Genomic DNA, 21,372 nt, shown 5'->3' with positions numbered 1-21,372 from the left:
CGTCGCGTTGCTCGCTCCGCACAGGCTCGCAGCGATCATCATTACGATCAAATCGCCAAGCCGATGCGTGGCGTTGCCAGCGCGCGGATCGGGCACCGCACCGAAATAGCTCTCAAGGCTGGAAATGGCAGTCTCTCCTTCGTTCGACTGCCTGCCCAAAGAAGCCCTTCTCAGGCCAACTTCAACTCCCAAAAAGCCATATGCGATTCCCCTGCCCACGAGGGGGAGATTGGCTGTCTCGGCGCCTCGTTTTATCCTGCGGCGTTGGAGATTGGCGAAAGGCGGCGTGAAGGCTGATCTCCCCCCAAGTGGGGGAGATGTCCGGCAGGACAGAGGGGGGGGCGCTGTCCCGCCGACCTTTGTTCTTGAAGTCCATTCGAAGATCCCCAAAAGGAGGCCCCACCTTGCCCACTCTTTCCCTGCCCGCCGAAGGAGGCTGCCGCTGCGGCCGCGTGCGCTTGAAGATCTCGGCCAAGCCCTTGCTCACCATGGCCTGCCATTGCACCGGCTGCCAGAAGATGTCATCCAGCGCCTATTCGCTGAGCGCGGCGATCCCCTCTGACGCCTTCGAGATCACCAAGGGCGAGCCGGTGATCGGCGGCCTGCATGGCGCCTCAAGACACTATTTCTGCGGCTACTGCATGACCTGGATGTTCACCCGGCCTGAGGGGCTGGACTGGTTCGTCAACCTGCGCCCGACCATGCTGGATGACCCGGGCTGGTTCACGCCCTTCGTCGAAACCTGGACCAGCGAGAAATTGCCCTGCGCGACGACGCCCGCCGTGCACAGCTATGCGGCCCTGCCGGCCTTCGAGGAATATGAAGGGCTGGTCGCGGAATACGCCAAGACCTGATTGCCCAAAACAAAACGGCGACCCGGGTCAGATCGCCGTTCAGTTACATGGTCGACGCGGCCGTTGGGGGCGACATTGTTGGGGATGTGCTTGGGCGTCCGCGTCGACCACGGCGGCCTCGTACCGCAGATCGCACTATGGCATAGTTTTGGCGCGCGGAAACTTCCGTGAAAGCGGAATAGGCGGGGAGCAAGGACTTCTGCACCGGCGCTTGAGATTAACGTTAACGGCGGCGGTTCCGAAGGCGGCCAAAGCGCAACCTCCACCGCTCGGCCCGCTTCGAAGAGATCGGGTTTGGCGAAACACTTTCTATCCCGCTCCGCATTGACCGAGGCCACTCGACCGGGGACGAGTGACGTTTCGCTTCCAACGGATTGCATCGTGCACGAGATCCATTTCCTCAACGCAAAACTCGCCGACGGCTCGCCGGCCGACCTCACCGTCGCAGACGGTCGCTTCAGCACCATCACGCCCGCCGCCAATGCCGCCAGCCCGCCCGCAGCCGCCATCGACCTCGCCGGCCAGCTCGTCCTGCCTGCCTTCGTCGAGGGCCATATCCATCTCGACACCTCCTTCTATGGCGATGCCTGGCGTCCGCACATTCCCTGCACCAACGGATTTGATGTACGCGAGCGGGTCGCCTTCCAGATGCGGAACCTTGACCAGGCCGCGCCGATGCGGGAGCGCGCCAGGAACCAGCTCGAGCTTTGCATCGGCAATGGCAGTCTCGCCATGCGCAGCCATGTCATGGTCGACGCCGCGGTCGGGTTGAAGCATGTCGAGACGATCCTTGCCGTGCGCGAACACTATCGCGAGTTGATCGACATCCAGCTCGTCGCCTTTCCGCAGAGCGGCATCCAGTCGTCGCCCGGCACGGCGGAGCTGCTGGACGAGGCCCTGAAACTCGGCTGCGACCTGATCGGCGGGCTCGACCCGGCGAGCTTCGACCGCGACGTCAAAGGCCATCTCGACGTGGTCTTCGGCCTTGCCGAAAAGCGCGGCGCTGGTGTCGATATCCACCTGCATGACGGCGGCACGCTCGGCCTGTTCGAGATCGAGGAGATCGCCGCGCGGACCACGGCGCTCGGCATGCAGGGAAAAGTCGCCGTCAGCCACGCCTATGCGCTGGGCGACATTTCCGCCGACGCGCTGGCCAGGGCCGGCGAGATGCTTGCCGCCTCCGGCGTCGCCATCATGACCAACGCGCCCGGCAACCATCCTTTCCCGCCGGTCGCGGCGCTGCGCAAGGCGGGCGTCACCGTCTTTGCCGGCTCCGACAACATTCGCGATTCCTGGTGGCCCTATGGCGATGGCGACATGCTGAACCGCGCCAACATGATCGGCTACCGCTCCGGCTTCTACGAGGATTGGGAACTCGAAGCCGCCTGCGACGTCGTGAGCCATGCCGGCGCCAGGGCGCTGGGCCTGGAAGGCTACGGCATCGCGGTCGGCGCCAGGGCCGATTTCGTGGCGCTCAAGGCCGACCACGTGCCGGAAGCGGTGGTGGCGGTGCCGAAGGCGCGGACGGTGTATCGTGCGGGCAGGGTGGTGGCGAGGGATGGCAGCATGAAAGGGTAACAACTACGATCGACCAGTGCGTCATCGGCATTGAGGCCAACGCGCAGGCTCGACCATCAAGGGCGACGCCCCATGCGCGGGCGATTTGGATGCCGTTTGCCGGACCGAGCAGGACTATCTGGCCTCGCTGCGCGGGCACCTTCGCTACGCGGTCGACCGTTCCTGATCTACCCGATGGCGGAGTCGCCTTCAGGCCCCCCGTCCGGGCGCGGTCTGTCGGGCTGGCAGAGGCCCGAGAAAATCGGCCGCCGTCAGGCTTTTGCATGGATCGTTTCGCTGGCGCCGGCGTTCCTCCCGGTGAAACAGAGAACCGGGAGGTTTCCATGGCTGACCAGAGCAGGGAAGACCGCATCCGCCAGCGCGCCTATGAGCTTTGGGAAAAGGAAGGAAAGCCCGAAGGCGCCGACTTGCGTTTTTGGGAACAGGCGATGGGTGAGATCGACGAAGAGGATCAAAGGCAGGATATGTCGGGCAAGCGCGCCCGCCGCGCCGGCGCGTAGCCGCCGGAGCGCCATGAATACGCGGCCCTGAAACGGGTCTCGCAATGGCGGGTTTGCTAGCCCGTCCATGATGGTCGTGTGGCAATGGATGTTCGCGACGCCATCGGTCAAGCGCTGGCCTGGTCCAGCGGATGGTTCAACTATGCCACCTCGCTGTGGCTCCTCTATCAGCTCGGCATCATCCTCGCGCTGTTCCTCGCGGCCAGGCTCGCCGGGCGGCGCGTCGAGCGGCTCATCGAGGATCGGGCACGCCAGATCAAGGGTCATCCCGGGCTGCTGAGGGTCGTGATCGCCCTGCTGCGGCGCACCGACTGGATCCTCTTCACGCTCTTCCTGCTTGCCGCGCTCAACCTGATGCGCCCCTTCGTGTGGCCAAGCCACCTCTACCTCCTCCATATCGCGCTTTCGCTGTCGCTCGCCTGGCTTGTCGCGTCGGTGCTGTCGCGCATGGTTCACAACCGCCTCGTCGCCCGCTTTCTCGGCTGGCTGATCTGGATCTACGCGGCGCTTGTCATCCTTGGCGTCAGCGACGAGACCGCGACTGTGCTGGACAGCCTGGCGATCCCCATGGGCGCGATCCACCTTTCGGCCCTGCTGCTGCTCAAGGCGGTGCTGCTGCTGGCCGCCACGGTCTGGCTTGCCGTGGTCATCGGCAATTATGTCGATGAGCGTGTCCGCATCTCCGAGGAGCTGACGCCCTCGATCCGCGTCCTCATCGGCAAGGTGGCAAAGATCAGCCTGGTCCTGGTCGCCGGCGCCTTCGCGCTTTCAGCCGTCGGCGTCGACCTGACGGCGCTGACGGTCTTCTCCGGCGCGATCGGCGTCGGCCTCGCCTTCGGGCTGCAGAAGGTCGTTTCGAACTTCGTCTCCGGCATGATCATCCTGCTCGACAAGTCGATCAAGCCGGGCGACACGATCTCGCTCGAAGGCACATTCGGCTGGATACGTGAATTGCGAGCGCGCTTCGTCTCGGTGGTGACGCGCGACGGTCGCGAATATCTGATCCCCAACGAGGACTTCATCACCCAAAGGGTTATCAACTGGTCGTTCAGCGACAATCTCGTGCGGCTCGACGTGGACTTTGGCGTCTCCTACGACGCCGACCCGCACAAGGTCAGCGAACTGGCAATAGAGGCCGCGATCAGCGTCGGCAGGGTCGAAGCCGATCGGCGGCCGGTCTGCTGGCTGACGGGGTTCGGCGACTCCTCGCTCAACTTCGTCCTGCGCTTCTGGATCCGCGATCCGCAGCAGGGGCTGACCAATGTGCGCGGCAAGGTGCTGCTGGCGCTGTGGGATACGTTCAAGAAGAACGGCATTGGCATCCCCTATCCGCACCGCGAAATCATCGTGAGGGACGGGGCCGGGCAGAAAGGCAATTGGGCGGCGCGCTGAACCCGGCGGCCGAACAACCGAATGCCGCCGCCGTGCCGGCGCTTGACAACCGGGCCTGCGCTGCCGCACCTTTCGGTCAGGCAGGGGAGATTTCGCCATGAAGAAAGAATATTCGAAGCCGGTATTCGTCCGCAAAGGCCGGCTCTCGGCCGAGACCGCGCAGCAGCTTCCGTCGGCGACCTGACGCGCTTCCCGCCCCCTGGGCAGGTGATTCGGAATCTCAGCGGGCTGAACGCCTGACATTGGGCTGCGCAGGCCTCCGGCGGTGTGCTGCGGCTGCTGCTTCTGCGCGACTGCAAATTAATTTGCATGCATATGTTTCAGGCTGCTCCGGCTTCGTGAAGCATTTCACCGTCCACGCGCAATCGGCTGGTTACAGACGCACCGCAAAAGCGCGCCCGTGAGCGGCTGCTCTTTCTGCCGACGCTTTGTGGAGGTCCCGATGTTCAAGAGCCTTAACCGCATCCGCGCTGCCTTCGCCGAGGCGAGCAGGCGCCTGAGGACGACGCGCGAGCTGAACGAGCTGCCGCCGGAGATCCGCAAGGACATCGGCTGGCCGCAGACCGCTCATGACAACGAGATTCGGTTGCCGTTCTAACGCCAGAGCTTCCCGCCGACGGCGGTGGCCGGGGCGCGCCCGGGGGCCCGGCCATCGCCGATTGGCCGCCTCAGCTTATTTCCGCGACGACAGTCCCTGATACCGGGTCCGTCACGCCGAGATTGCCGCCGAGGTCTTCAAGCATATCGCGAAACGTGTCGAGAATGCCGATCATCGTCGGGCGCGCCGCGGCCAGGCTGTCCATGTCGTCCCATTCGCCGACAAGGCAGAATGTGCTGTCGCCGGTCTTGATAAGGGCGCCCTTGCGAAAGCCCTTGGCCTTCAGCGAGATCTTCTCATGCGCATCGACGAAGGCCTTTTCCCTGCCCGGCTTGGTGCGAAAGCGGACTACGTTGTAGGCGGTCATGGCTTCCTCCGATCAGTTTGAGCGAGCATCCTCCTCGCGGCTCTGCGGCGCCGCGCCGGCCTGATCAGCCGGCGGGCTTGTAGACACCGGCGGCCTTGTTGGCGGCCGCGATCACTGCCTTCATGTCGAGCTCTTCGAGGACGACGAGGTCGCGCACCGAACCGCTTGCCCGAACCGCAAGCGTCATGCCCATCCCGGCAACCTGATCCGGCACCTCGCCATTGACGACGACGTCGTAGAGGCCGCGTGTGAACGTCAGGCTGTTCATCCTGCCGCCGACGCTTTCGAAAAGCGCCTGGACTGCAGCTTCCCGGTTCGATCCCTGCATCAGCCCTTTGGCGGCATGGGGTTCGTAGTTTGCCAATATGGTAACCTTCATGGGAATCTCCTCCAATATCATTGTCTCGGGCTGCCCGTGAGCAGCACGGACTTGCCTTCTCTCCCTGACATCTGACTTGGTCTGTGGACCGCTTGGGCAAACATGGCCAATGGCGGTTCGACCGGAGCAATGCTTCGGCTTGGGATAATATGCGCCTATTCTAATATGGCGACAATCCCGTCATGCGCTGCAAGCCGGGGCGGGCAAATCGCCAAGCCTCTGTCCACCCTCTACCCCAGCCACCACCAGAGCCCGCCGACCACCAGCACGGCCGCCGCCGCGCAAGCGGCCAGCATCACATAGGATCCAATGATCATGCCGTTGATGATCTTCTTGATGCTGGCGCGGTCGTTGAGGTTGGGGAAGGGCTCGCTCGGCACCGGAACGCCGAGGAAATCGCAGAGCGGCCCCCAGCCGTCGGTGACCTTGAAGACCAGGAGCCTTTCCGGCGACACCGCCGCCTTCACCTCCTCGATATAGGCGTTGTAGCGCGCCACCGCCTTGTCGCGATCGTCCATGACGCCTTTCAGCGTGCGGCCCCAGACCAGCTTCCGCGACATGTCGCCGAACTTGCGGCCGAACGGCGTCAGCCATTCCAGCACCCTGAACTGCCAGACATTCTCGGTGAAGTAGATCGTGTCGATAGTGCTGTCGTACCAGGCTTCGGCGCCGCGCGGATGCAGCGTCAGCAGCACCTTGGCATGGGGGTAGGCGACCATCAGCTCGCGCCACACGCAGCAGCCCGGATTGTCGACGGTGGCTTTGTAGTTGGCGAATACCCGGCTCCAGTCGTGCTGCGTGCCCGGCGGACTGTTCGCCACCTTGCGCCAGAAGTCGAGATGGCCCTTGTTGGCCTTGTTGATGATGACTTCCTGCATGTGGTAGCTCGGAAAGCCCAGCCTGTTCAGCGCGGCGAAAGTGGACCACGTGCCGGTGCGGCCGAATCCGGCCCCGATAATTTCGAGTGTCATTTGCCCCCATCCCATTTGGCCGGATTGTTTTTCTCTTGGGTCTCCGGCCCGCAGGCTTCATGCTGCGCTGAAGTCGCTGCGCTCGCAATTTTTTCTATTAGCATTCCTGAAAATATGCCGGCCGGCGCATGTCGCCCAAAACTGCGCAGCGGTTTTGGGAAAGCGGCATGCGAGAAATCCAGCGCATGTCGCCCAAAACTGTGCAGCGGTTTTGGGAAAGCGGCATGCGAGAAATCCAGAGCATGTCGCCCAAAAGTGTGCAGCGGTTTTGGGAAAGCGGCATGCGAGAAATAATGTCGCCTGGACGATGCGCCATGACCGTTTTGTGTATTCACGCGAAGGGCGCCGCCTGATAATAGGTCAGCTACATTGACCTAATAGAAAACTCGCCTGCGGGAGGTGCGCCTTGACCCTGTTGAACCTTCTGGCCTCGCGCTCGTCGCGCATGAAGGCCTCGGAAATCCGCGAGCTGTTGAAGCTGCTCGACCAGCCCGACATCATCTCCTTTGCCGGCGGCATTCCCGACCCGTCGCTGTTTCCGGCTGAAGCCATCGGCGACGCCTACCAGGCAGTGCTCGGCGGCAAGGAGGCAGGCGCTGCGCTGCAATATCAGGTCAGCGAAGGGTATCTCCCGCTGCGCAAATGGCTGGCCGGCTATATGGACAAGCTCGGCGTGGCCTGCGACGAGGGCAACATCTTCATCACCTCCGGCTCGCAGCAGGCGCTCGATTATCTCGGCAAGCTGTTCCTGTCGCCCGGCGACACCGCTCTGGTCACCTGGCCGACCTATCTTGGCGCGCTGCAGGCCTTCAACGCCTATGAGCCGCGCTACGACCGGCTGAACACGGCCGGCGGCAACATGACGCCGGAAGCCTACCGCGCGGCCGCCGCGGCGAATGGCGGCAAGGTGAAATTCGCCTATCTGGTTCCGGACTTCGCCAACCCGACCGGCAACACGCTCGATGCCAGGCAGCGCGAGGCGGTGCTCGACCTTGCCGGCGAGCTCGAAATCGCTGTCATCGAGGACGCCGCCTACCGGGCGCTGCGCTATGACGGCGAGGCGGTGCCGCCGATCCTGGCGCTTGACTGCGCGCGCTCCGGCGGCATCGACAAGGCGCGCACGCTCTATTGCGGCTCCTTCTCCAAGATCCTGTCGCCCGGCATGCGCGTCGGCTGGGTCTGCGCGCCGCGCCATGTAGTGGAGAAGCTGGTGCTGATGAAGCAGGCCTCCGACCTGCACAGCCCCTCGATCAACCAGATGGTCATGCACCGCGTCGCCGAGACGATCTTCGACGCCCAGGTGGAGAAGCTGATCGGCGCCTATCGCCGGCGCCGCGACGCGCTGCTCGGCGCGCTCGAAGCCAACATGCCGAAGGGCATCTCCTGGAGCCGGCCGGACGGCGGCATGTTCGTCTGGCTGACGCTGCCGGAAGGCGCCGACGCCACCGACCTCCTGGCGCGTTCGGTGAAGGATGCGCGCGTCGCCTTCGTGCCGGGCAATGCCTTTTACGCCGACGGCACCGGCCGCGACACGCTGCGCATGTCGTTCACGCTCGCCGATGACCGCGCGGTGAACGAGGGCGTCCCGCGGCTGGCGACGGTGTTGAGGGGTTGAGGCAGCCAATCTCCCCCTGTGGGGGAGATGTTCGGCAGGACAGAGGGGGGCGCTGTCCCGCCGGCGTCTCGACACGAGGTTCCCCGGTACCGCCAACGCTTCGTCATCCTCGGGCTTGACCCGAGGATCCATGCCGTGACCTTGATCGTGGGGCGCAGCGGAGCAGAATTCTTAACCGTTGCAACACTTTAGCGTCACGGCATGGATCCTAGGGTCTGCGCGCGTCGCTTCGCTCCTTGCTCCGCCCTAGGATGACGAGGGCAGGTTGGCGTCCGTCACGATTGAGTGGGATCTCGTCCTCCTTGCGCCCGCCATCACCTCCTGCTCGCGCAGGCGTGAATGGTCGTGCGCAGGCGTGATTATCGGCGCGGCCGGTTCTTCGGCTAGGCTCGCAGCCGATCCAACACCCCCTGGATCGACTGGCCGGGAAGTCCCACCTTCACGGTTCCAACGAAAGAGCCCCGACGGCCTCCACCGGCGGGGCTTTTTTTGTTGTCGAAGCGCTGGTCGTGCTGGGCCGCCCTTTTTTCGGGCCGCTTTTACGCTAGTTTCTTCACCTCTTGGCAGAACGGGAGGAGTGCCATGATCTTACGCCTTGGCTTCACCATGCTTGCCGTCGCTGCCTTGGCCACCCAGGCATCGGCCTTCGAGATCTCCAGCCGGTCGGTTTCCAACGGCAAGTGGGATGCGAAATATCTCGGCGACAAGGCCGGCTGCGGCGGCAAGAGCGTCTCGATCGCGCTTGCCTGGAAGGACCCGCCGGCCGGCACGAAAAGCTACGCCCTCACCATGTTCGATCCCGATGCCAATGGCGGCAAGGGGTTCTGGCATTGGCTGGCCTGGAACATTCCGGCCAGCGCCAAGGGCCTGGCCGAAGGCGCCGGCTCCAAGGGCGGCAAGCGCATGCCCAAGGGCACGGTGTCCGGCGAGGGCGGCATCGGCCGCGCCGGCTATTTCGGGCCTTGCCCGCCGCCCGGCAGCGGCGCCCACCACTATGTCTTCACGCTCTACGCGCTCGGCGACGCGAAGCTGCGCACGCCGGACAATCCGTCACCGGAGATGGTATCGGTTGCCGCCAAGAGCTCCGCGCTCGGTGAGGCGAGCGTGACATATACCTACGGGAGGTAGGCCATCTCCCCCGCAAGGGGGGAGTTCACCCTTCACTCCGCCGCCTGCAATTTATCCTGCGTCCTCGTCTCGAAGTCGCTGGCGTCGTGGCGTTCATGCAGCTGGTAGGCGGGGTCGCCGGAGAGGCGGTTGACCATGCGGCCGCGCCTCACCGCCGGCCTGGCGTCGATCGCGTCGGCCCAGCGCTGCACATGCTTGTATTCCTGCACCGAAAGGAACTCGGCGGCGTCATTGTAGCTGCGGCCCTTGGCGAGCCCGCCATACCAGGGCCAGACCGCCATGTCGGCGATGGTGTAGTCCGGACCTGCAAGGTATTCGCTCTCGGCGAGCCTGCGGTCGAGCACGTCCATCTGCCGCTTGGTCTCCATGGCGAAGCGGTCGATGGCGTATTCGATCTTTTCCGGCGCATAGGCGTAGAAGTGGCCGAAGCCGCCGCCGAGATAGGGCGCCGAGCCCATCTGCCAGAACAGCCACGAGAAGGTTTCGGCGCGAGCCGCGCGCTCCGTCGGCAGGAACTCGCCGAACTTTTCCGCGAGATAGGTCAGGATCGAGCCGGATTCGAACACCCTGACCGGCTTCGGCTCGCTGCGGTCCATGAGCGCCGGGATTTTGGAGTTCGGATTGACCTCGACGAAGCCAGAGCCGAACTGGTCGCCATCGTTGATGCGGATCAGCCAGGCGTCGTATTCGGCGCCCTTGTGGCCGCGCGCCAGAAGCTCCTCCAGCATGATGGTCACCTTCTGGCCGTTGGGCGTGGCCAGCGAATAGAGCTGCAGCGGATGCTTGCCGACAGGCAGCTCCTTCTCATGCGTCGGCCCGGCGACCGGCCGGTTGATGGAGGCGAAAGCGCCGCCATTCGGCTTGTTCCAGGTCCAGACTTTCGGCGGGGTGTACTGGTTCATCTTTGGGGTTCCTGCGGGCGGACACGGGTTGGGTTGCCGATAGATTTAGGTGCGTCGGCGCATCCGTCAAAGAAAAAGTTCAATTTTCGTTGAACTAGTGACTGGGCCAGCCTCTTTCCCTTCTCCCGCGGCGGGAGAAGGGAAGATGCCCTTGCACCGCGCCCCGTTGGCCATACCTATAGAAAAAGACCCGCAATTCAGGACTGACCGATGACCATTGAAAAAGTATCGCGCTCCGTCGTGGCCGTGCGCGCCACGGTTCCGGACGACGCCTTTACCGCCAATGCGCTGGGCACCCGCCGCGAAGGCAGCGGCGTGGTGATCCGTGACAACGGGCTGGTGCTCACCATCGGTTATCTCATCACCGAGGCCGAGGAGGTGTGGCTGACCGACCAGAACGGCCGCGTGGTCGCAGCGCATGCGCTGGCCTATGACCAGGAGACCGGCTTCGGCCTGGTGCAGGCGCTGTCGCCGCTCAACCTGCCGGCGGTCAAGTTCGGCAACGCCAGGAAGGCCAATGTCGGCGACGCCGTGACGCTTGCCGACGGCGTCGGCCAGCAGGTCGATGCCCACATCGTCACCAAGCAGGAATTCGCCGGCTATTGGGAATATCTCATCGACGAGGCGATCTTCACCGCGCCGGCGCATCCGTCCTGGGGTGGCGCCGGGCTGTTCGACCGCGACGGCAAGCTGCTCGGCGTCGGTTCGCTGCGCCTGCAGATGAGCCGCGCCGGCGAGGTCGCCGACATCAACATGATCGTGCCGATCGACCTCCTGACACCGATCCTCGACGACCTGGTGAAGCGCGGCCAGGTGGCGAAGCCGCCGCGCCCGTGGCTCGGCGCCTTCTCGGCCGAGTCGAACGGCATGGTGGTGGTGATGAGCGTCGCCGAAGGTGGTCCTGCGGCAAAGGCCGGCCTGCGCCAGGGCGACATCATCTCCGACGTGCGCGATGGCGAGGTCGACGGTCTCGCCGACTTCTACCGCAAGCTCTGGCAGAACCCGGCCGGCGCCGAGATTCCGCTGCGCGTGGTACGCGACGGCCGCGAGACCTGGCTCAGGGTCAAATCCGCCGACCGCAACTCCTTCCTCAAAAAGCCGCAGCTGCAGTAACGCCGCATGCATCCAAGGCTGCTGAAGACATTTCTCGCGGTCGCGCGCACGCGCAACGTCACGCGCGCGGCCGCCGAGGTCAATCTCGCGCAGTCGAGCGTCAGCGACCAGATCCAGGCGCTGGAAGCCGAGCTTGGCGCCAGCCTGTTCACGCGCTCGCGGCAAGGGCTGGAACTGACGCCGGCCGGCGAAGCGCTAAAGCCCTATGCCGAGGAACTCCTGGTGCTCACTGACGAGGCGCAGGCCGCCGTCGACGCCACGACCGGCAAGACAGCCGGCCGGCTTGCCATCGGCGCGCTGGAAACGATCGCGTCCGCAAGACTTCCCGCCTGGCTCGCCGATTTCCGCGCCGCCCATTCCGGCATCGACATCAGGCTCAGGATCGCCGGCAGCGGCGAATTGCTGCGAAGGCTCGGCGACGGCGAGATCGACGTCGCCTTCTGCTTCGACCGACCCGGCGCGAGCGAGCCGAAGGAGCGCTTCGCCAGACGCACCGTCGTGACCGAGCCCATGGTGCTGATCGCGCCGCCCGGCGAAAACCGGGCGAATGTCGATCTGGCGGAGCTTGCCGAAAAACGCTTCGTCGCCACCGAAACCGGCTGCGTCTACCGCGCCATGGTCGACAGGGCCTTTGCCGAAGCTGGCCTCGGCGGACCGAAGCTCGCGGCCGAAGTCGGCAGCATAGACGCCATCGCCGGCCTGGTGGCGGCCGGCGCCGGTTTCGGCATCGTGCCGCGGCTTGCAGTGGCCACGGCGATCGATCGCGGCGAGGTGGCCGAGCTTGCATGGCCGGGTCCTGTCCGCTCGGTGGTCCTCGTGATGATCTGGCGCCGCCGGCGGGTCCAGCCGCCGGCTCTGAAGGCGCTGCTCGCTTCGGCGGACGCGGGCTTCGCGCCGGTCAGACCAGCCGATGCCCGCCCTCGACATGCAGTGTCGTTCCCGTCGTAAAGCCGTTGCCGATGAGGAAGCGTATGGCGTCGGCAATGTCGTCCGGCCGTCCGACCCGCCCCGCCGGCAGGCGCTTGGCCATGGCGGCAAGCGTCTCGTCCTTCGCATCGCCGGCGACGAACTGCCAGATCGGCGTGTCGACCCAGCCGGGCGACACCGCATTGACCCGGATCGGCGCCAGCTCGACGGCCAGGGCCCGCACCAGCCCTTCGAGCGCGGCGTTGACGGCAGCGACCACCGAGCCGCGCGCCGCCGGCCGGTAGGCGGCGATGCCGGAGACGAAGGTGAGCGAACCGTTGGCCGGCAGCCTCGGTGCGCCATGCTTGGCTAAGAGCAGCGGTCCGTAGAACTTGCTCTCCACTACCCTTTGCGCGGCCGAAAGCTCGATTTCCGGCAGCAGCCGGTAGGCGCCGTCGATGTCGGCCGCGGTGCTGACGATATGGTCGAGCCGGCCAATGCGCTCGAACAGCGCCGCGACCTCGGCCTCGCGGCTGATATCGACCGTCGCCGTCTTGAGAGCGGCCGGGCGGCCGAGTTCTTCCCTCGCGGCGCCCAGCTTCGCTTCGCCGCGGCCTGCTATGATGACGCTTGCGCCTTCGTCGAGACAGCGGCCGGCAAGCGCCAGCCCCATGCCCGAGCTGCCGCCAACGATCAGGATTTTTGTCTTGTCCATGTCCATGCCTTTCCATTGCATGGACGGTGATGTGGCAGGCCGACGCTCGAAGCGGAAACGGAAGAAATCGATAGTGTTATCGGAACCTCCGATGATGCCAGCAAAAACAGGGTGTTAGTCCCCTTGCGCAGGAGCTTCGGACAGTGCTTTCGTAGGCAAAATCGCACAAGTGTGGATTGGCCGAAGCGCCTGTCAGTTCGTCATCCTTGGGTCTTCGCTCCGCTTCGCGTCGCTACGCCCAAGGATGACGACGTCTGGGAGGCTTCAGCCAATTTCGTACGTTGCGATGGTCATCGAAACGAACCCAGTGAGGCGCAGTTCATACCCATGAAATCGGCGATGTTCGCAATGGAACTCCTCTGATGGCCCCGATAAAAGTCGATCTGGACAAAGTCCGCGAATTCCCCGATGCGGAAAGCTTCTACGCCTGGCTGGCGGAAAACCACGCCGGCGAAAGCGAGGTCTGGATCAAGGTCCACAAGGTCGGCTCTGGGCTCGCCTCGATCACGCCGAAGGAGGCGATCGACATCGTGCTCTGCTTCGGCTGGATCGACGCGGTGCGCAAGTCGCTCGACGAGAAAAGCTTCCTGCAGCGCTATACGCCGCGCGGCAGGAAGAGCATCTGGAGCAAGATCAACATCGACAATGTCGCCCGCCTGATCGAGGAGGGCCGCATGACAAAGCATGGCCTGCGCGAAGTCGAGGCGGCCAAAGCCGACGGCCGCTGGGACCGCGCCTATGGCGGATCCAAGGAGATGACGATCCCGCCCGACCTGCAGGCGGCGATCGACGCCGAGCCGAACGCGAAGGCGATGCTGGAAAAACTCTCCGCCCAGAACCGCTTCGCGCTCGCCTTTCGCACCCACAACATGAAGACCGAGGCCGGACGCAGGAAAAAGATCGCCGACCTCGTCGCCATGCTGAAGCGCGGCGAGACGATCCATCCGCAGAAGAAGAAATAGGCCGGCCGGAGCTACAGGCTGGCGCCCGCCAGCAGGACCCCGAAGCCGGCGAGGCAGACCGCGCTGAGCCGTCGCAGCACGCGCCTGCTGAAGAGCCTGGCGCCGCTGCGGCGAACCGCGATCCCAATGAGGATCCAGACGGCGCCGGCAAGCCATACGAGGGCCGCGATCGCGATCACGAGCCTGCTGCTCATGCCGTGGCTCTGCGCCAGAAGGGCAACGATCGTCGCCTTGGGATTGACCAGCGTCGTGACAAGAACCTGCCTTGTCGTCACCAGTTGCTGGTCGACACCATCGTCGCTGCCGGTCCACACGCTGTAGGCCAGCCACAGAAGCCACAGTACTGCGCAGATCTTCATTCCTGCGCGGACAGCGGACTGGCTGTCGTTCGGCATCAAGGCAACGAGCGCGGCGACCGCGACCATGACCGACAGATAGGCGAGCACGGCTGCCGCCAGCATGGGGGCCGTGCGCCGCAAGCCGGATGAAACGGCGCAAACCGCCAGCAGAAGGTTTGTCGGCCCCGGCGTCAGCAGCAGCCCGCCCAGAAAGGCCAGAAGGTCGAGGTCGGGCATCTGAACTCCACGCCGCTCAAGTCGCCGGAACCGATAATGGTTGCGGCCCGTCAAGTCGAGTGTCCTGCCCGCTTCGGGGGAACCGTCTGCCGCAAGATGCTGAGGGCGATGGCAAGCAGCCCGCCCCAGACGACGATGCCACTCATGCACGGGATCGCGCAATGACTGAAAGTCTTTCCGTCTAATCATTCAATTCTCACCGTGCGAATGTGCCGCCAAGACACCAGGCCCTGAAGACCAATGCTCTCGCGAGGAAGACGATGAACGCCAAGACAACGCATGACGGCAAGGTGGCGCTGGTCACCGGCGCCAATCGCGGTATCGGCCTGGAGACCGCTCGCCAGCTCGCCGAGCTCGGCTTCACGGTGCTCATCGGCGTGCGCGACCTCGCCAAGGGTGAGGCGGCGGCGAGGAAGCTCGGCGGCAAGGTGGAAGCCATCGCGCTGGATGTCGCCGCGCCCGATGCGGCCGCCCGCGCCGCGGCCGAGGTCGGGCGCCGCTTCGGCCGGCTCGACGTTTTGGTCAACAACGCCGCCATCCACTACGACCCGTCGGCGCGGGCGCTGCGGCCCGACTGGACTGTGATCCGCGAGGCTTTCGAGACCAACGTCTTCGGCGCCTGGCGCGTGGCGGTGGCCTTCGCGCCGCTACTCAGTGCCGGAGGCCATGGCCGGCTGGTCAATGTCTCGTCCGAAGGCGGCTCGCTCGCCTCGATGGGCGCCGGCGCGCCGGCCTATTCGACCAGTAAGGCGACGCTCAACGCGCTGACCCGCATCCTGGCGATCGAGCTGCGCGGCGCAGGCGTGTTGGTCAATTCGATCTGCCCCGGCTGGGTCGCGACCGACATGGGCGGTCCCGGCGGACGTCCCGTCGCGCAAGGCGCGGCCGGCATCGTCTGGGCCGCCACCTTGCCCGATGACGGCCCGACCGGCGGCTTCTTCCGCGACGGCAAGAAACTGCCGTGGTGAGCAACGCGCGAGAGGGCTCCTCACCCCGCCGGCACCTCCAGCCCGACCTTCACCCGGTCCATCGCCACAAACGTACGGAAGCGCTTGACGTTGTTGTTCTCGAAGAACAGCCGCCTGGTCAGCGCCTCGTAGTCGGCCATCGTCGCCACGGTGACGACGAGGATGAAATCGGCCTCGCCGGTGACGTAATAGCACTGCTGCACTTCCGGCACCGCAGCGAAGCCGCGCTTGGCGGCGTCGATCAGTTCGGCCCGCTCGCTCTCCACCTCGACCTCGACGAAGATGGTGATCGGATGGCCTACCCTGGCCGGATCGACCAGCGCGACATTGGCGCGGATGACGCCCGTCTCCTCCATGCGCTTGATGCGCCGCTGCACGGCCGGCGCCGACAGGTTCACCCTCTCGCCGATCACCCGCTGCGGCGTGGTGTTGTCCTTCTGCAGGATGGCGAGGATGGCGTGGTCGAAGGCGTCGAGTTCGGGCAAAACAGGCATGGCGGTGGTTCCGGCGAAACAAACTTGCATCAAGACCGGCAAAACAGAGCGCTTTTATCGGCAGTCTTGCAATAAGTTTCAGGCACCGAAGGAGAGAACCGAGACATGTTCCTGCTCAACCGCCACCCGGACCATCGCCAGCCATTGACCCCTGAGGATGCCGCGACGCTTGGGTCCGCCGGCGCCGAGGAGGCCGAGCGCTTCCTTGCCGCACGCGACAATCATGCCGAGACGCCGCTGCACGCCTTGCCGGCGCTGGCCAGTGAGCTCGGCCTCGGCGCGCTTTATGTGAAGGATGAGGGGCAGCGCCTTGGCCTCGGCAGCTTCAAGGCGCTGGGCGGCGCCTATGCCGTCATGCGGCTGGTGCTGGAGGAGGCTCGCCGGCGCCTTGGTCGCACTGTCGATATCTCGGGACTGCACGCGCCCGACGTCCAGGCGATTGCCGCCGGCATGACCTTCGCCTGCGCGACTGACGGCAATCATGGACGCTCGGTGGCGCAGGGCGCCAGCCTGGTGGGTGCGCGCTCCGTCATCTTCGTCCATTCGGGCGTCAGCAACGAACGCGTGGCCGCCATCGCCCGCTTCGGCGCCGAGATCGTGCGCGTCGCGGGCGACTACGACCAGTCGGTCAGGGAAGCCGCCCGCGTCGCCGCCGAGCGCGGCTGGACCGTCGTCTCCGACACATCCTGGCCGGGTTATGAGCGCATCCCGGGACTGGTGATGCAGGGCTATACCGTGATCGTGCGCGAAGCGCTGAAGCGCTTGCCCCAGCCACCCACGCATGTCTTCCTGCAGGCCGGCGTCGGCGGCTTCGCGGCGGCGATCGCGGGCCATCTGGCGATCGTGCTCGGCGAGGATCGCCCGAGGGCAATCGTGGTCGAGCCGGCCCGCGCGGCCTGCATCTATGAAACCGCAAAGGCCGGGCGGCCAGTCGCGATTGCGCACAGCAAGCCCACGGTGATGGCGATGCTCGAATGCTACGAGCCGTCGCTGGTCGCCTGGCGCGTGCTGTCGCGGATCGGCGATGCTTTCATGACCGTGGACGAGGAAGACGCGGTCTTGGTGATGAACCGCCTGGCGCGGCCCTCGGGCAATGATCCGGCGATTGTCTCCGGCGAAAGCGGCGGGGCAGGGCTCGCCGGGCTGATCCGCGCTGCCGGCGATGAGAAGATGCGGGCAGCACTTCACCTCGATGCCCATTCGCGTGTTCTCATCATCAACTCCGAAGGCGCGACCGACCCCGGTCGCTATGCCGATCTGGTCGGGATCGCGCCGCAGGAAGTTGCACGGGCGAGGCAGTTGGCATGAGCAATCTGACGATCAATGCCGGCCGCCTCATCGGGCGCATCGAAGAGCTCGGCAGCCTCGGCCGCGACGCGCAAGGTCGGCTCGTCCGCGTTGCCGCCTCCGACATGGACAGACTCGGCCGCGACCGCCTTGTCGGTTGGCTGCAAGAGGCGGGGCTCGAGGTCGCCATCGACCGCATCGGCAACATCTTCGGCATCTGGAAAGGCGGCGCCGATGCCGGCCAGGCCCCCGTCATGCTCGGCTCGCATATCGACACGGTGATCGACGCCGGCATCTATGACGGCTGCTACGGCGTGCTCGCAGGTCTCGAAGCGATCGAGAGCCTGAAGGAGGCCGGTTTCGCGCCCGCGCGCCCGATTGTCGTCGCGGCCTTCACTAATGAGGAAGGCGTGCGCTTTTCGCCCGACATGATGGGTTCGCTGGTCTATGCCGGCGGCGTCGGTGTCGAGGACGCGCTGGCCGCTATCGGTACCGACGGCACGGTGCTGGGCAAGGAACTGCAGCGCATCGGCTATGCCGGTCAGCATCAGCCTGGTTTCCTCAAGCCGCATGTCTATGTCGAGCTGCATGTCGAACAGGGGCCGGTGCTCGAGCGCGAAGGCATCGCCATCGGCGCGGTAGAGAACCTGCAGGGCATCTCCTGGCAACGCATCACGATCGATGGCGAGGCCAACCATGCCGGCACCACGCCGATGTCGATGCGCCGCGATGCCGGTGTCGCCGCCGCGCGGGTGATCAGCTTCCTCGCCGACCGCGCCGGCGCCTCGCCGACGCGGACGGTTGCCACTGTCGGCACCATCGCGTTCGAGCCGAACGCCATCAACGTCATCCCGTCGCGCGCGATATTCACCATCGATCTTCGCGATCCCGACGAAATGCACCTTCGCGAAGAGGAGGCGGCGCTCGCCGGCTTCTTCGAAGACCTTGCCGCAAGCGCCGGTGTCACCATCCAGGCCGAAAGCCTGGCGCGTTTCGAGCCGGTGACATTCGATCCCCGCATCGTCTCGCTGATCGAGGATGGCGCCAAAGCCGCCGGTCTTTCCTGCCGGCGAATGACCTCGGGTGCCGGGCATGATGCGCAGATGATTGCGCGCATCACGCCGTCCGCGATGATCTTCGTGCCGAGCCGCAACGGCATCAGCCACAACCCGGCCGAGTTCACGGCCGCCGACGAGCTGGTTGCCGGCGCCAATGTGCTGCTTGGTGTCGCCGCCCGGCTGGCGGCCGACTGATCACAGGGAGGCATTGACATGGCCGGCTCGGCGTCACAGGGGCCATTTACCACCAAAAATAGTCCTGTCGAAGGCGTGGGGCCTCGCCAAGGCCGGCATTCGGCGACATCAGATTGATACAAACTTCAATCACTTAGCCAAAATGGAGCCCGCTTCGCGCGCGCCATTGGAGTTCAGTGCCTCGAAGAAAATGCCATGCTGCTGATCAACCAACGTCCCGAACACAACCATCCGTTGGTTTCGGCCGACGCCGAGTCCCTCGGCATGGCCGGCGGAGAAAGGGCCGAGCACTATCTCGCGGCGCGCGACAACCATGCCGAGACACCCCTCTACGACTTGCCGGCGCTGGCCGATGACCTCGGCATCGCGGCACTGCATGTCAAGGACGAGGGCCAGCGCCTCGGACTTGGCAGCTTCAAGGCGCTGGGCGGCGCCTATGCCGTTTTGCGGCTGGTGCTGGAAGAGGCCGGCAAGCGCTTCGGTCGCGAAGTCGATATCTGCGAAATCAACGATCCGAAGCTGCGCGCCATCGCTGCTCAGATGACCTTCTGCTGCGCCACCGATGGCAATCATGGCCGTTCGGTGGCGCAAGGTGCCGGCCTCGTCGGCGCGCGTTCGGTCATCTACGTCCATGGCGGCGTCAGCGCCGAGCGCGTCGCAGCCATCGCCCGCTTCGGCGCCGAGATCGCGCAGGTCGAGGGCGGCTATGATCATGCGGTGCGCGAAGTTGCCAGGGTCGGCGCCGAGCGCGGCTGGAAGATCGTCTCCAACACCTCCTGGCTGGGCTACGAGCGCATCCCCGGCCTCGTCATGCAGGGCTACACGGTGATCGTGCGCGAGGCGCTGCGACGAATGGCCGATCCGCCCACCCATGTCTTTCTGCAGGCCGGCGTGGGCGGCTTCGCGGCGGCGATTGCAGGCCATATGGCGATCATGCTCGGCGAGCGTCGGCCGAAGACCGTAGTAGTCGAACCGAGGCGCTCTGCCTGCGTCTACGCCTCGGCGGAGGCCGGACGTCCCGTAACGATCGAACAGCATCAGTCGACGGTGATGGCGATGCTCGAATGCGCTGAGCCGTCCCTCATCGCCTGGCGCGTTCTGGCGCGCGTCGGCGACGCCTTCATGACGGTGGACGAGGAAGACGCGGTCGCGGTGATGAACCGGCTGGCGCGCCCCGCGGGCGACGATCCGGCGATCATCTCCGGCGAAAGCGGCGGGGCAGGGCTCGCCGGGCTGATCCGCGCCGCTGGCGACAAGGATATGCGGGCGGCGCTCGGCCTCGATGCCGGATCGCGCGTGCTCATCGTCAACTCCGAGGGCGCGACCGATCCCGGCCGCTATGCCGAGCTGGTGGGGATAGTGCCGCAAGACGTGCTGTTGCAGTCCGCCTGAAGGGAAGACGACGATGGACCAGCAGGAGCTTCACCGCGAGATGACGGCGTGGCGGCAAGACCTCCACGCCCATCCCGAATTCGGCTTCGAGGAAAAGCGCACCGCCGCTTTCGTGGCGGACAAGCTGCGCGCCTTCGGCTTGGAGGTCGCCGAGGGTGTCGGCGGCACCGGCGTCGTCGGCACGCTGACCAGGGGTGGCGGCAACCGGGCGATCGCGCTGCGCGCCGACATGGACGCGCTGCGCATTCCCGAGGAGGGGACGGCCGCCTATCGCTCACGCACGCCCGGCGTCATGCATGCCTGCGGCCATGACGGCCACACCGCCATGCTGCTCGGCGCAGCGAAGCTGCTTGCCGGCGAAGGCGGCTTCGACGGCACGGTGCGCTTCATCTTCCAGCCGGCCGAGGAATGGGGCAGGGGCGCGCTCGCCATGCTCGACGACGGCCTGCTCGAGCGCTTCCCCTTCGAGGAGATCTTTGGCCTGCACAACATGCCGGGCCTTCCCATCGGCCATTTCGAGACCCGGATCGGTCCGGTCATGTCGGCCGAAGACAATTTCGAGATCGTGCTGTCAGGCCTCGGCGGCCACGCGGCGCGCCCGCATGCGGGGCAAGAGACGCTGGTCGCCGCCTGCGCGCTGGTCGTCAACCTGCAGACCATCGTCTCGCGGCGCTTGAGCCCCGCCGATATCGGCGTCGTGTCGGTGAGGGAGCTCATCACCGACGGCACCCGCAACGCGCTGCCGGGGCTGGCCCGCATCCTCGGCGACTGCCGCAGTTTCCGGCCCGAAGTGAGCGCGGCCATCGAGCAGGAGATGCGGCGCATCGCGGAAGGCACGGCACAGGCCTATAATGTAGCGGCTGAAGTCACTTACACACGCGAGTTCGTGCCGTTGATCAACGACGCGGCTCTCGTCGATGAGGCGCTTGCGGCGGCCCGCACGGTACTGGCCGACGATGCCGTTGGCATCGCGGCTGAACCGATGACGGCCTCGGAGGATTTAGCCCGCTTCCTCGCCGAGGTGCCAGGCTGCTTCGCCTTCCTCGGCAACGGCAATTCCGCCCCGCTGCACAACCCGTCTTATGACTTCAACGACGAAGGCCTGCTCCACGGCGCGCGTTTCCACGCGGCGATCGTGAGGAGAAGGCTGGCGGTGGGGTGAGCCACGGCGATTGGCGGAAGGCGGTGGAGCTTCTCCATTCGTCATCCTCGGGCTTGACCCGAGGATCCAGGCCGCGACGCTCTCCGAAGGATGCGGCCGACCAGAATTCAGCATTGTTGAGGCGCTCGCAGGTAATGGCAACTGTGTTCATGCGAAGGCGGTTTTGTCTCGAATGATGGCATTGAGGGTGACGAGGAGCTTTCTGGCGACGGCGACGATGGCAAGCTTCTTGGATCCGGAGCGGGCCGCGAGTGCGGTGTA

Annotated in this window: 24 protein-coding genes; 16 read left to right on the top strand and 8 right to left on the bottom strand. The window is 65.4% G+C overall.

Annotated elements, in window-relative coordinates; genetic code table 11:
* The 6 genes from EN853_RS34395 to EN853_RS34245 form a co-directional block, all read left to right on the top strand.
* Positions 1 to 297, top strand: a 297-nt coding sequence (locus EN853_RS34395; protein WP_210234825.1) for a hypothetical protein, incomplete at its 5' end; no start/stop codon positions are given.
* A gap of 107 nt (positions 298 to 404) precedes the next feature.
* Positions 405 to 854: a GFA family protein gene (locus EN853_RS31840; protein WP_127862923.1), complete on the top strand. Its 450-nt coding sequence runs from the start codon at positions 405 to 407 to the stop codon at positions 852 to 854.
* Between the two features lie 381 nt (positions 855 to 1,235).
* Entirely contained in the window at positions 1,236 to 2,432 is a 1,197-nt protein-coding gene (locus EN853_RS31835; RefSeq protein ID WP_127862922.1) for an amidohydrolase family protein, read from the top strand.
* Positions 2,433 to 2,755: 323 nt separating this feature from the next.
* On the top strand, positions 2,756 to 2,932 hold the full coding sequence (locus EN853_RS31830) for a DUF2934 domain-containing protein (protein WP_127862921.1): 177 nt from the start codon (positions 2,756 to 2,758) through the stop codon (positions 2,930 to 2,932).
* A gap of 84 nt (positions 2,933 to 3,016) precedes the next feature.
* Positions 3,017 to 4,324: a mechanosensitive ion channel domain-containing protein gene (locus EN853_RS31825; RefSeq protein ID WP_127862925.1), complete on the top strand. Its 1,308-nt coding sequence runs from the start codon at positions 3,017 to 3,019 to the stop codon at positions 4,322 to 4,324.
* Between the two features lie 442 nt (positions 4,325 to 4,766).
* Entirely contained in the window at positions 4,767 to 4,922 is a 156-nt protein-coding gene (locus EN853_RS34245) for a hypothetical protein (protein WP_167524667.1), read from the top strand.
* Between the two features lie 70 nt (positions 4,923 to 4,992).
* On the opposite strand, the gene EN853_RS31820 is transcribed toward EN853_RS34245, so the two are convergent.
* From EN853_RS31820 to EN853_RS31805, 4 genes are all read right to left on the bottom strand, one after another.
* Positions 4,993 to 5,289: an antibiotic biosynthesis monooxygenase gene (locus EN853_RS31820; protein WP_127862920.1), complete on the bottom strand. Its 297-nt coding sequence runs from the start codon at positions 5,287 to 5,289 to the stop codon at positions 4,993 to 4,995.
* A gap of 64 nt (positions 5,290 to 5,353) precedes the next feature.
* Positions 5,354 to 5,668 carry a GYD domain-containing protein gene (locus EN853_RS31815; RefSeq protein ID WP_127862919.1) on the bottom strand — a complete coding sequence of 105 codons (315 nt, stop codon included), beginning with the start codon at positions 5,666 to 5,668 and terminating at the stop codon, positions 5,354 to 5,356.
* Between the two features lie 230 nt (positions 5,669 to 5,898).
* A complete protein-coding gene (locus EN853_RS31810) occupies positions 5,899 to 6,639 on the bottom strand; it encodes a sulfotransferase family protein (RefSeq protein ID WP_127862918.1) in 741 nt (246 codons plus the stop codon).
* Positions 6,636 to 6,974 (bottom strand): hypothetical protein, encoded by a 339-nt coding sequence (locus EN853_RS31805; RefSeq protein WP_127862917.1) that lies wholly within the window; start codon positions 6,972 to 6,974, stop codon positions 6,636 to 6,638. Before EN853_RS31805 ends, EN853_RS31810 begins: the two co-directional genes overlap by 4 nt.
* A 110-nt stretch (positions 6,975 to 7,084) precedes the next feature.
* Here EN853_RS31805 and EN853_RS31800 point away from each other — a divergent pair, with 110 nt between their 5' ends.
* Entirely contained in the window at positions 7,085 to 8,254 is a 1,170-nt protein-coding gene (locus EN853_RS31800) for a PLP-dependent aminotransferase family protein (RefSeq protein ID WP_189343931.1), read from the top strand.
* A gap of 582 nt (positions 8,255 to 8,836) precedes the next feature.
* Positions 8,837 to 9,382, top strand: coding sequence for a YbhB/YbcL family Raf kinase inhibitor-like protein (locus tag EN853_RS31795; RefSeq protein WP_127862915.1), 546 nt, complete (start codon positions 8,837 to 8,839; stop codon positions 9,380 to 9,382).
* Between the two features lie 32 nt (positions 9,383 to 9,414).
* On the opposite strand, the gene yghU is transcribed toward EN853_RS31795, so the two are convergent.
* The gene (yghU, locus tag EN853_RS31790) at positions 9,415 to 10,284 is read right to left on the bottom strand and encodes a glutathione-dependent disulfide-bond oxidoreductase (protein ID WP_127862914.1); all 870 of its coding nucleotides are present in this window, start codon (positions 10,282 to 10,284) and stop codon (positions 9,415 to 9,417) included.
* A gap of 210 nt (positions 10,285 to 10,494) precedes the next feature.
* Here yghU and EN853_RS31785 point away from each other — a divergent pair, with 210 nt between their 5' ends.
* Positions 10,495 to 11,397 (top strand): S1C family serine protease, encoded by a 903-nt coding sequence (locus EN853_RS31785; RefSeq protein WP_127862913.1) that lies wholly within the window; start codon positions 10,495 to 10,497, stop codon positions 11,395 to 11,397.
* A 6-nt stretch (positions 11,398 to 11,403) separates the two neighbouring features.
* On the top strand, positions 11,404 to 12,345 hold the full coding sequence (locus tag EN853_RS31780) for a LysR family transcriptional regulator (protein ID WP_127862912.1): 942 nt from the start codon (positions 11,404 to 11,406) through the stop codon (positions 12,343 to 12,345).
* On the opposite strand, the gene EN853_RS31775 is transcribed toward EN853_RS31780, so the two are convergent.
* Positions 12,296 to 13,024, bottom strand: coding sequence for an SDR family oxidoreductase (locus EN853_RS31775; RefSeq protein ID WP_127862911.1), 729 nt, complete (start codon positions 13,022 to 13,024; stop codon positions 12,296 to 12,298). The two genes, EN853_RS31780 and EN853_RS31775, sit on opposite strands and share 50 nt — an antisense overlap.
* Before the next feature lie 356 nt (positions 13,025 to 13,380).
* On the opposite strand from EN853_RS31775, the gene EN853_RS31770 reads away from it, so the two are divergent.
* Positions 13,381 to 13,980 carry a YdeI/OmpD-associated family protein gene (locus EN853_RS31770; RefSeq protein WP_127862910.1) on the top strand — a complete coding sequence of 200 codons (600 nt, stop codon included), beginning with the start codon at positions 13,381 to 13,383 and terminating at the stop codon, positions 13,978 to 13,980.
* Positions 13,981 to 13,991: 11 nt separating this feature from the next.
* On the opposite strand, the gene EN853_RS31765 is transcribed toward EN853_RS31770, so the two are convergent.
* Positions 13,992 to 14,555, bottom strand: a complete 564-nt coding sequence (locus EN853_RS31765) for a hypothetical protein (RefSeq protein WP_127862909.1) — start codon at positions 14,553 to 14,555, stop codon at positions 13,992 to 13,994.
* Between the two features lie 260 nt (positions 14,556 to 14,815).
* Here EN853_RS31765 and EN853_RS31760 point away from each other — a divergent pair, with 260 nt between their 5' ends.
* Complete coding sequence (locus tag EN853_RS31760; RefSeq protein ID WP_127862908.1) at positions 14,816 to 15,523, top strand: SDR family NAD(P)-dependent oxidoreductase; 708 nt, start codon at positions 14,816 to 14,818, stop codon at positions 15,521 to 15,523.
* A 20-nt stretch (positions 15,524 to 15,543) separates the two neighbouring features.
* Here the strand turns inward: EN853_RS31760 and EN853_RS31755 are convergent, their stop codons facing one another.
* Complete coding sequence (locus EN853_RS31755) at positions 15,544 to 16,017, bottom strand: Lrp/AsnC family transcriptional regulator (RefSeq protein WP_127862907.1); 474 nt, start codon at positions 16,015 to 16,017, stop codon at positions 15,544 to 15,546.
* 105 nt (positions 16,018 to 16,122) lie between these two features.
* On the opposite strand from EN853_RS31755, the gene EN853_RS31750 reads away from it, so the two are divergent.
* From EN853_RS31750 to EN853_RS31735, 4 genes are all read left to right on the top strand, one after another.
* Complete coding sequence (locus EN853_RS31750) at positions 16,123 to 17,325, top strand: diaminopropionate ammonia-lyase (RefSeq protein WP_127862906.1); 1,203 nt, start codon at positions 16,123 to 16,125, stop codon at positions 17,323 to 17,325.
* Positions 17,322 to 18,557 (top strand): Zn-dependent hydrolase, encoded by a 1,236-nt coding sequence (locus EN853_RS31745; protein ID WP_127862905.1) that lies wholly within the window; start codon positions 17,322 to 17,324, stop codon positions 18,555 to 18,557. The genes EN853_RS31750 and EN853_RS31745 overlap by 4 nt, the downstream gene beginning before the upstream one ends.
* A 195-nt stretch (positions 18,558 to 18,752) precedes the next feature.
* Entirely contained in the window at positions 18,753 to 19,949 is a 1,197-nt protein-coding gene (locus EN853_RS31740; protein ID WP_127862904.1) for a diaminopropionate ammonia-lyase, read from the top strand.
* A gap of 13 nt (positions 19,950 to 19,962) precedes the next feature.
* Positions 19,963 to 21,111: a M20 aminoacylase family protein gene (locus EN853_RS31735; protein WP_127862903.1), complete on the top strand. Its 1,149-nt coding sequence runs from the start codon at positions 19,963 to 19,965 to the stop codon at positions 21,109 to 21,111.
* Positions 21,112 to 21,372: the final 261 nt, after the last annotated feature.

It is taken from the genome of Mesorhizobium sp. M1C.F.Ca.ET.210.01.1.1, from assembly GCF_004791585.1.
In the GTDB taxonomy this organism is placed as follows: domain Bacteria; phylum Pseudomonadota; class Alphaproteobacteria; order Rhizobiales; family Rhizobiaceae; genus Mesorhizobium.
Note: the sequence above shows the minus strand (reverse complement) of the source record. Positions and strands in the feature narration are given on the sequence as shown.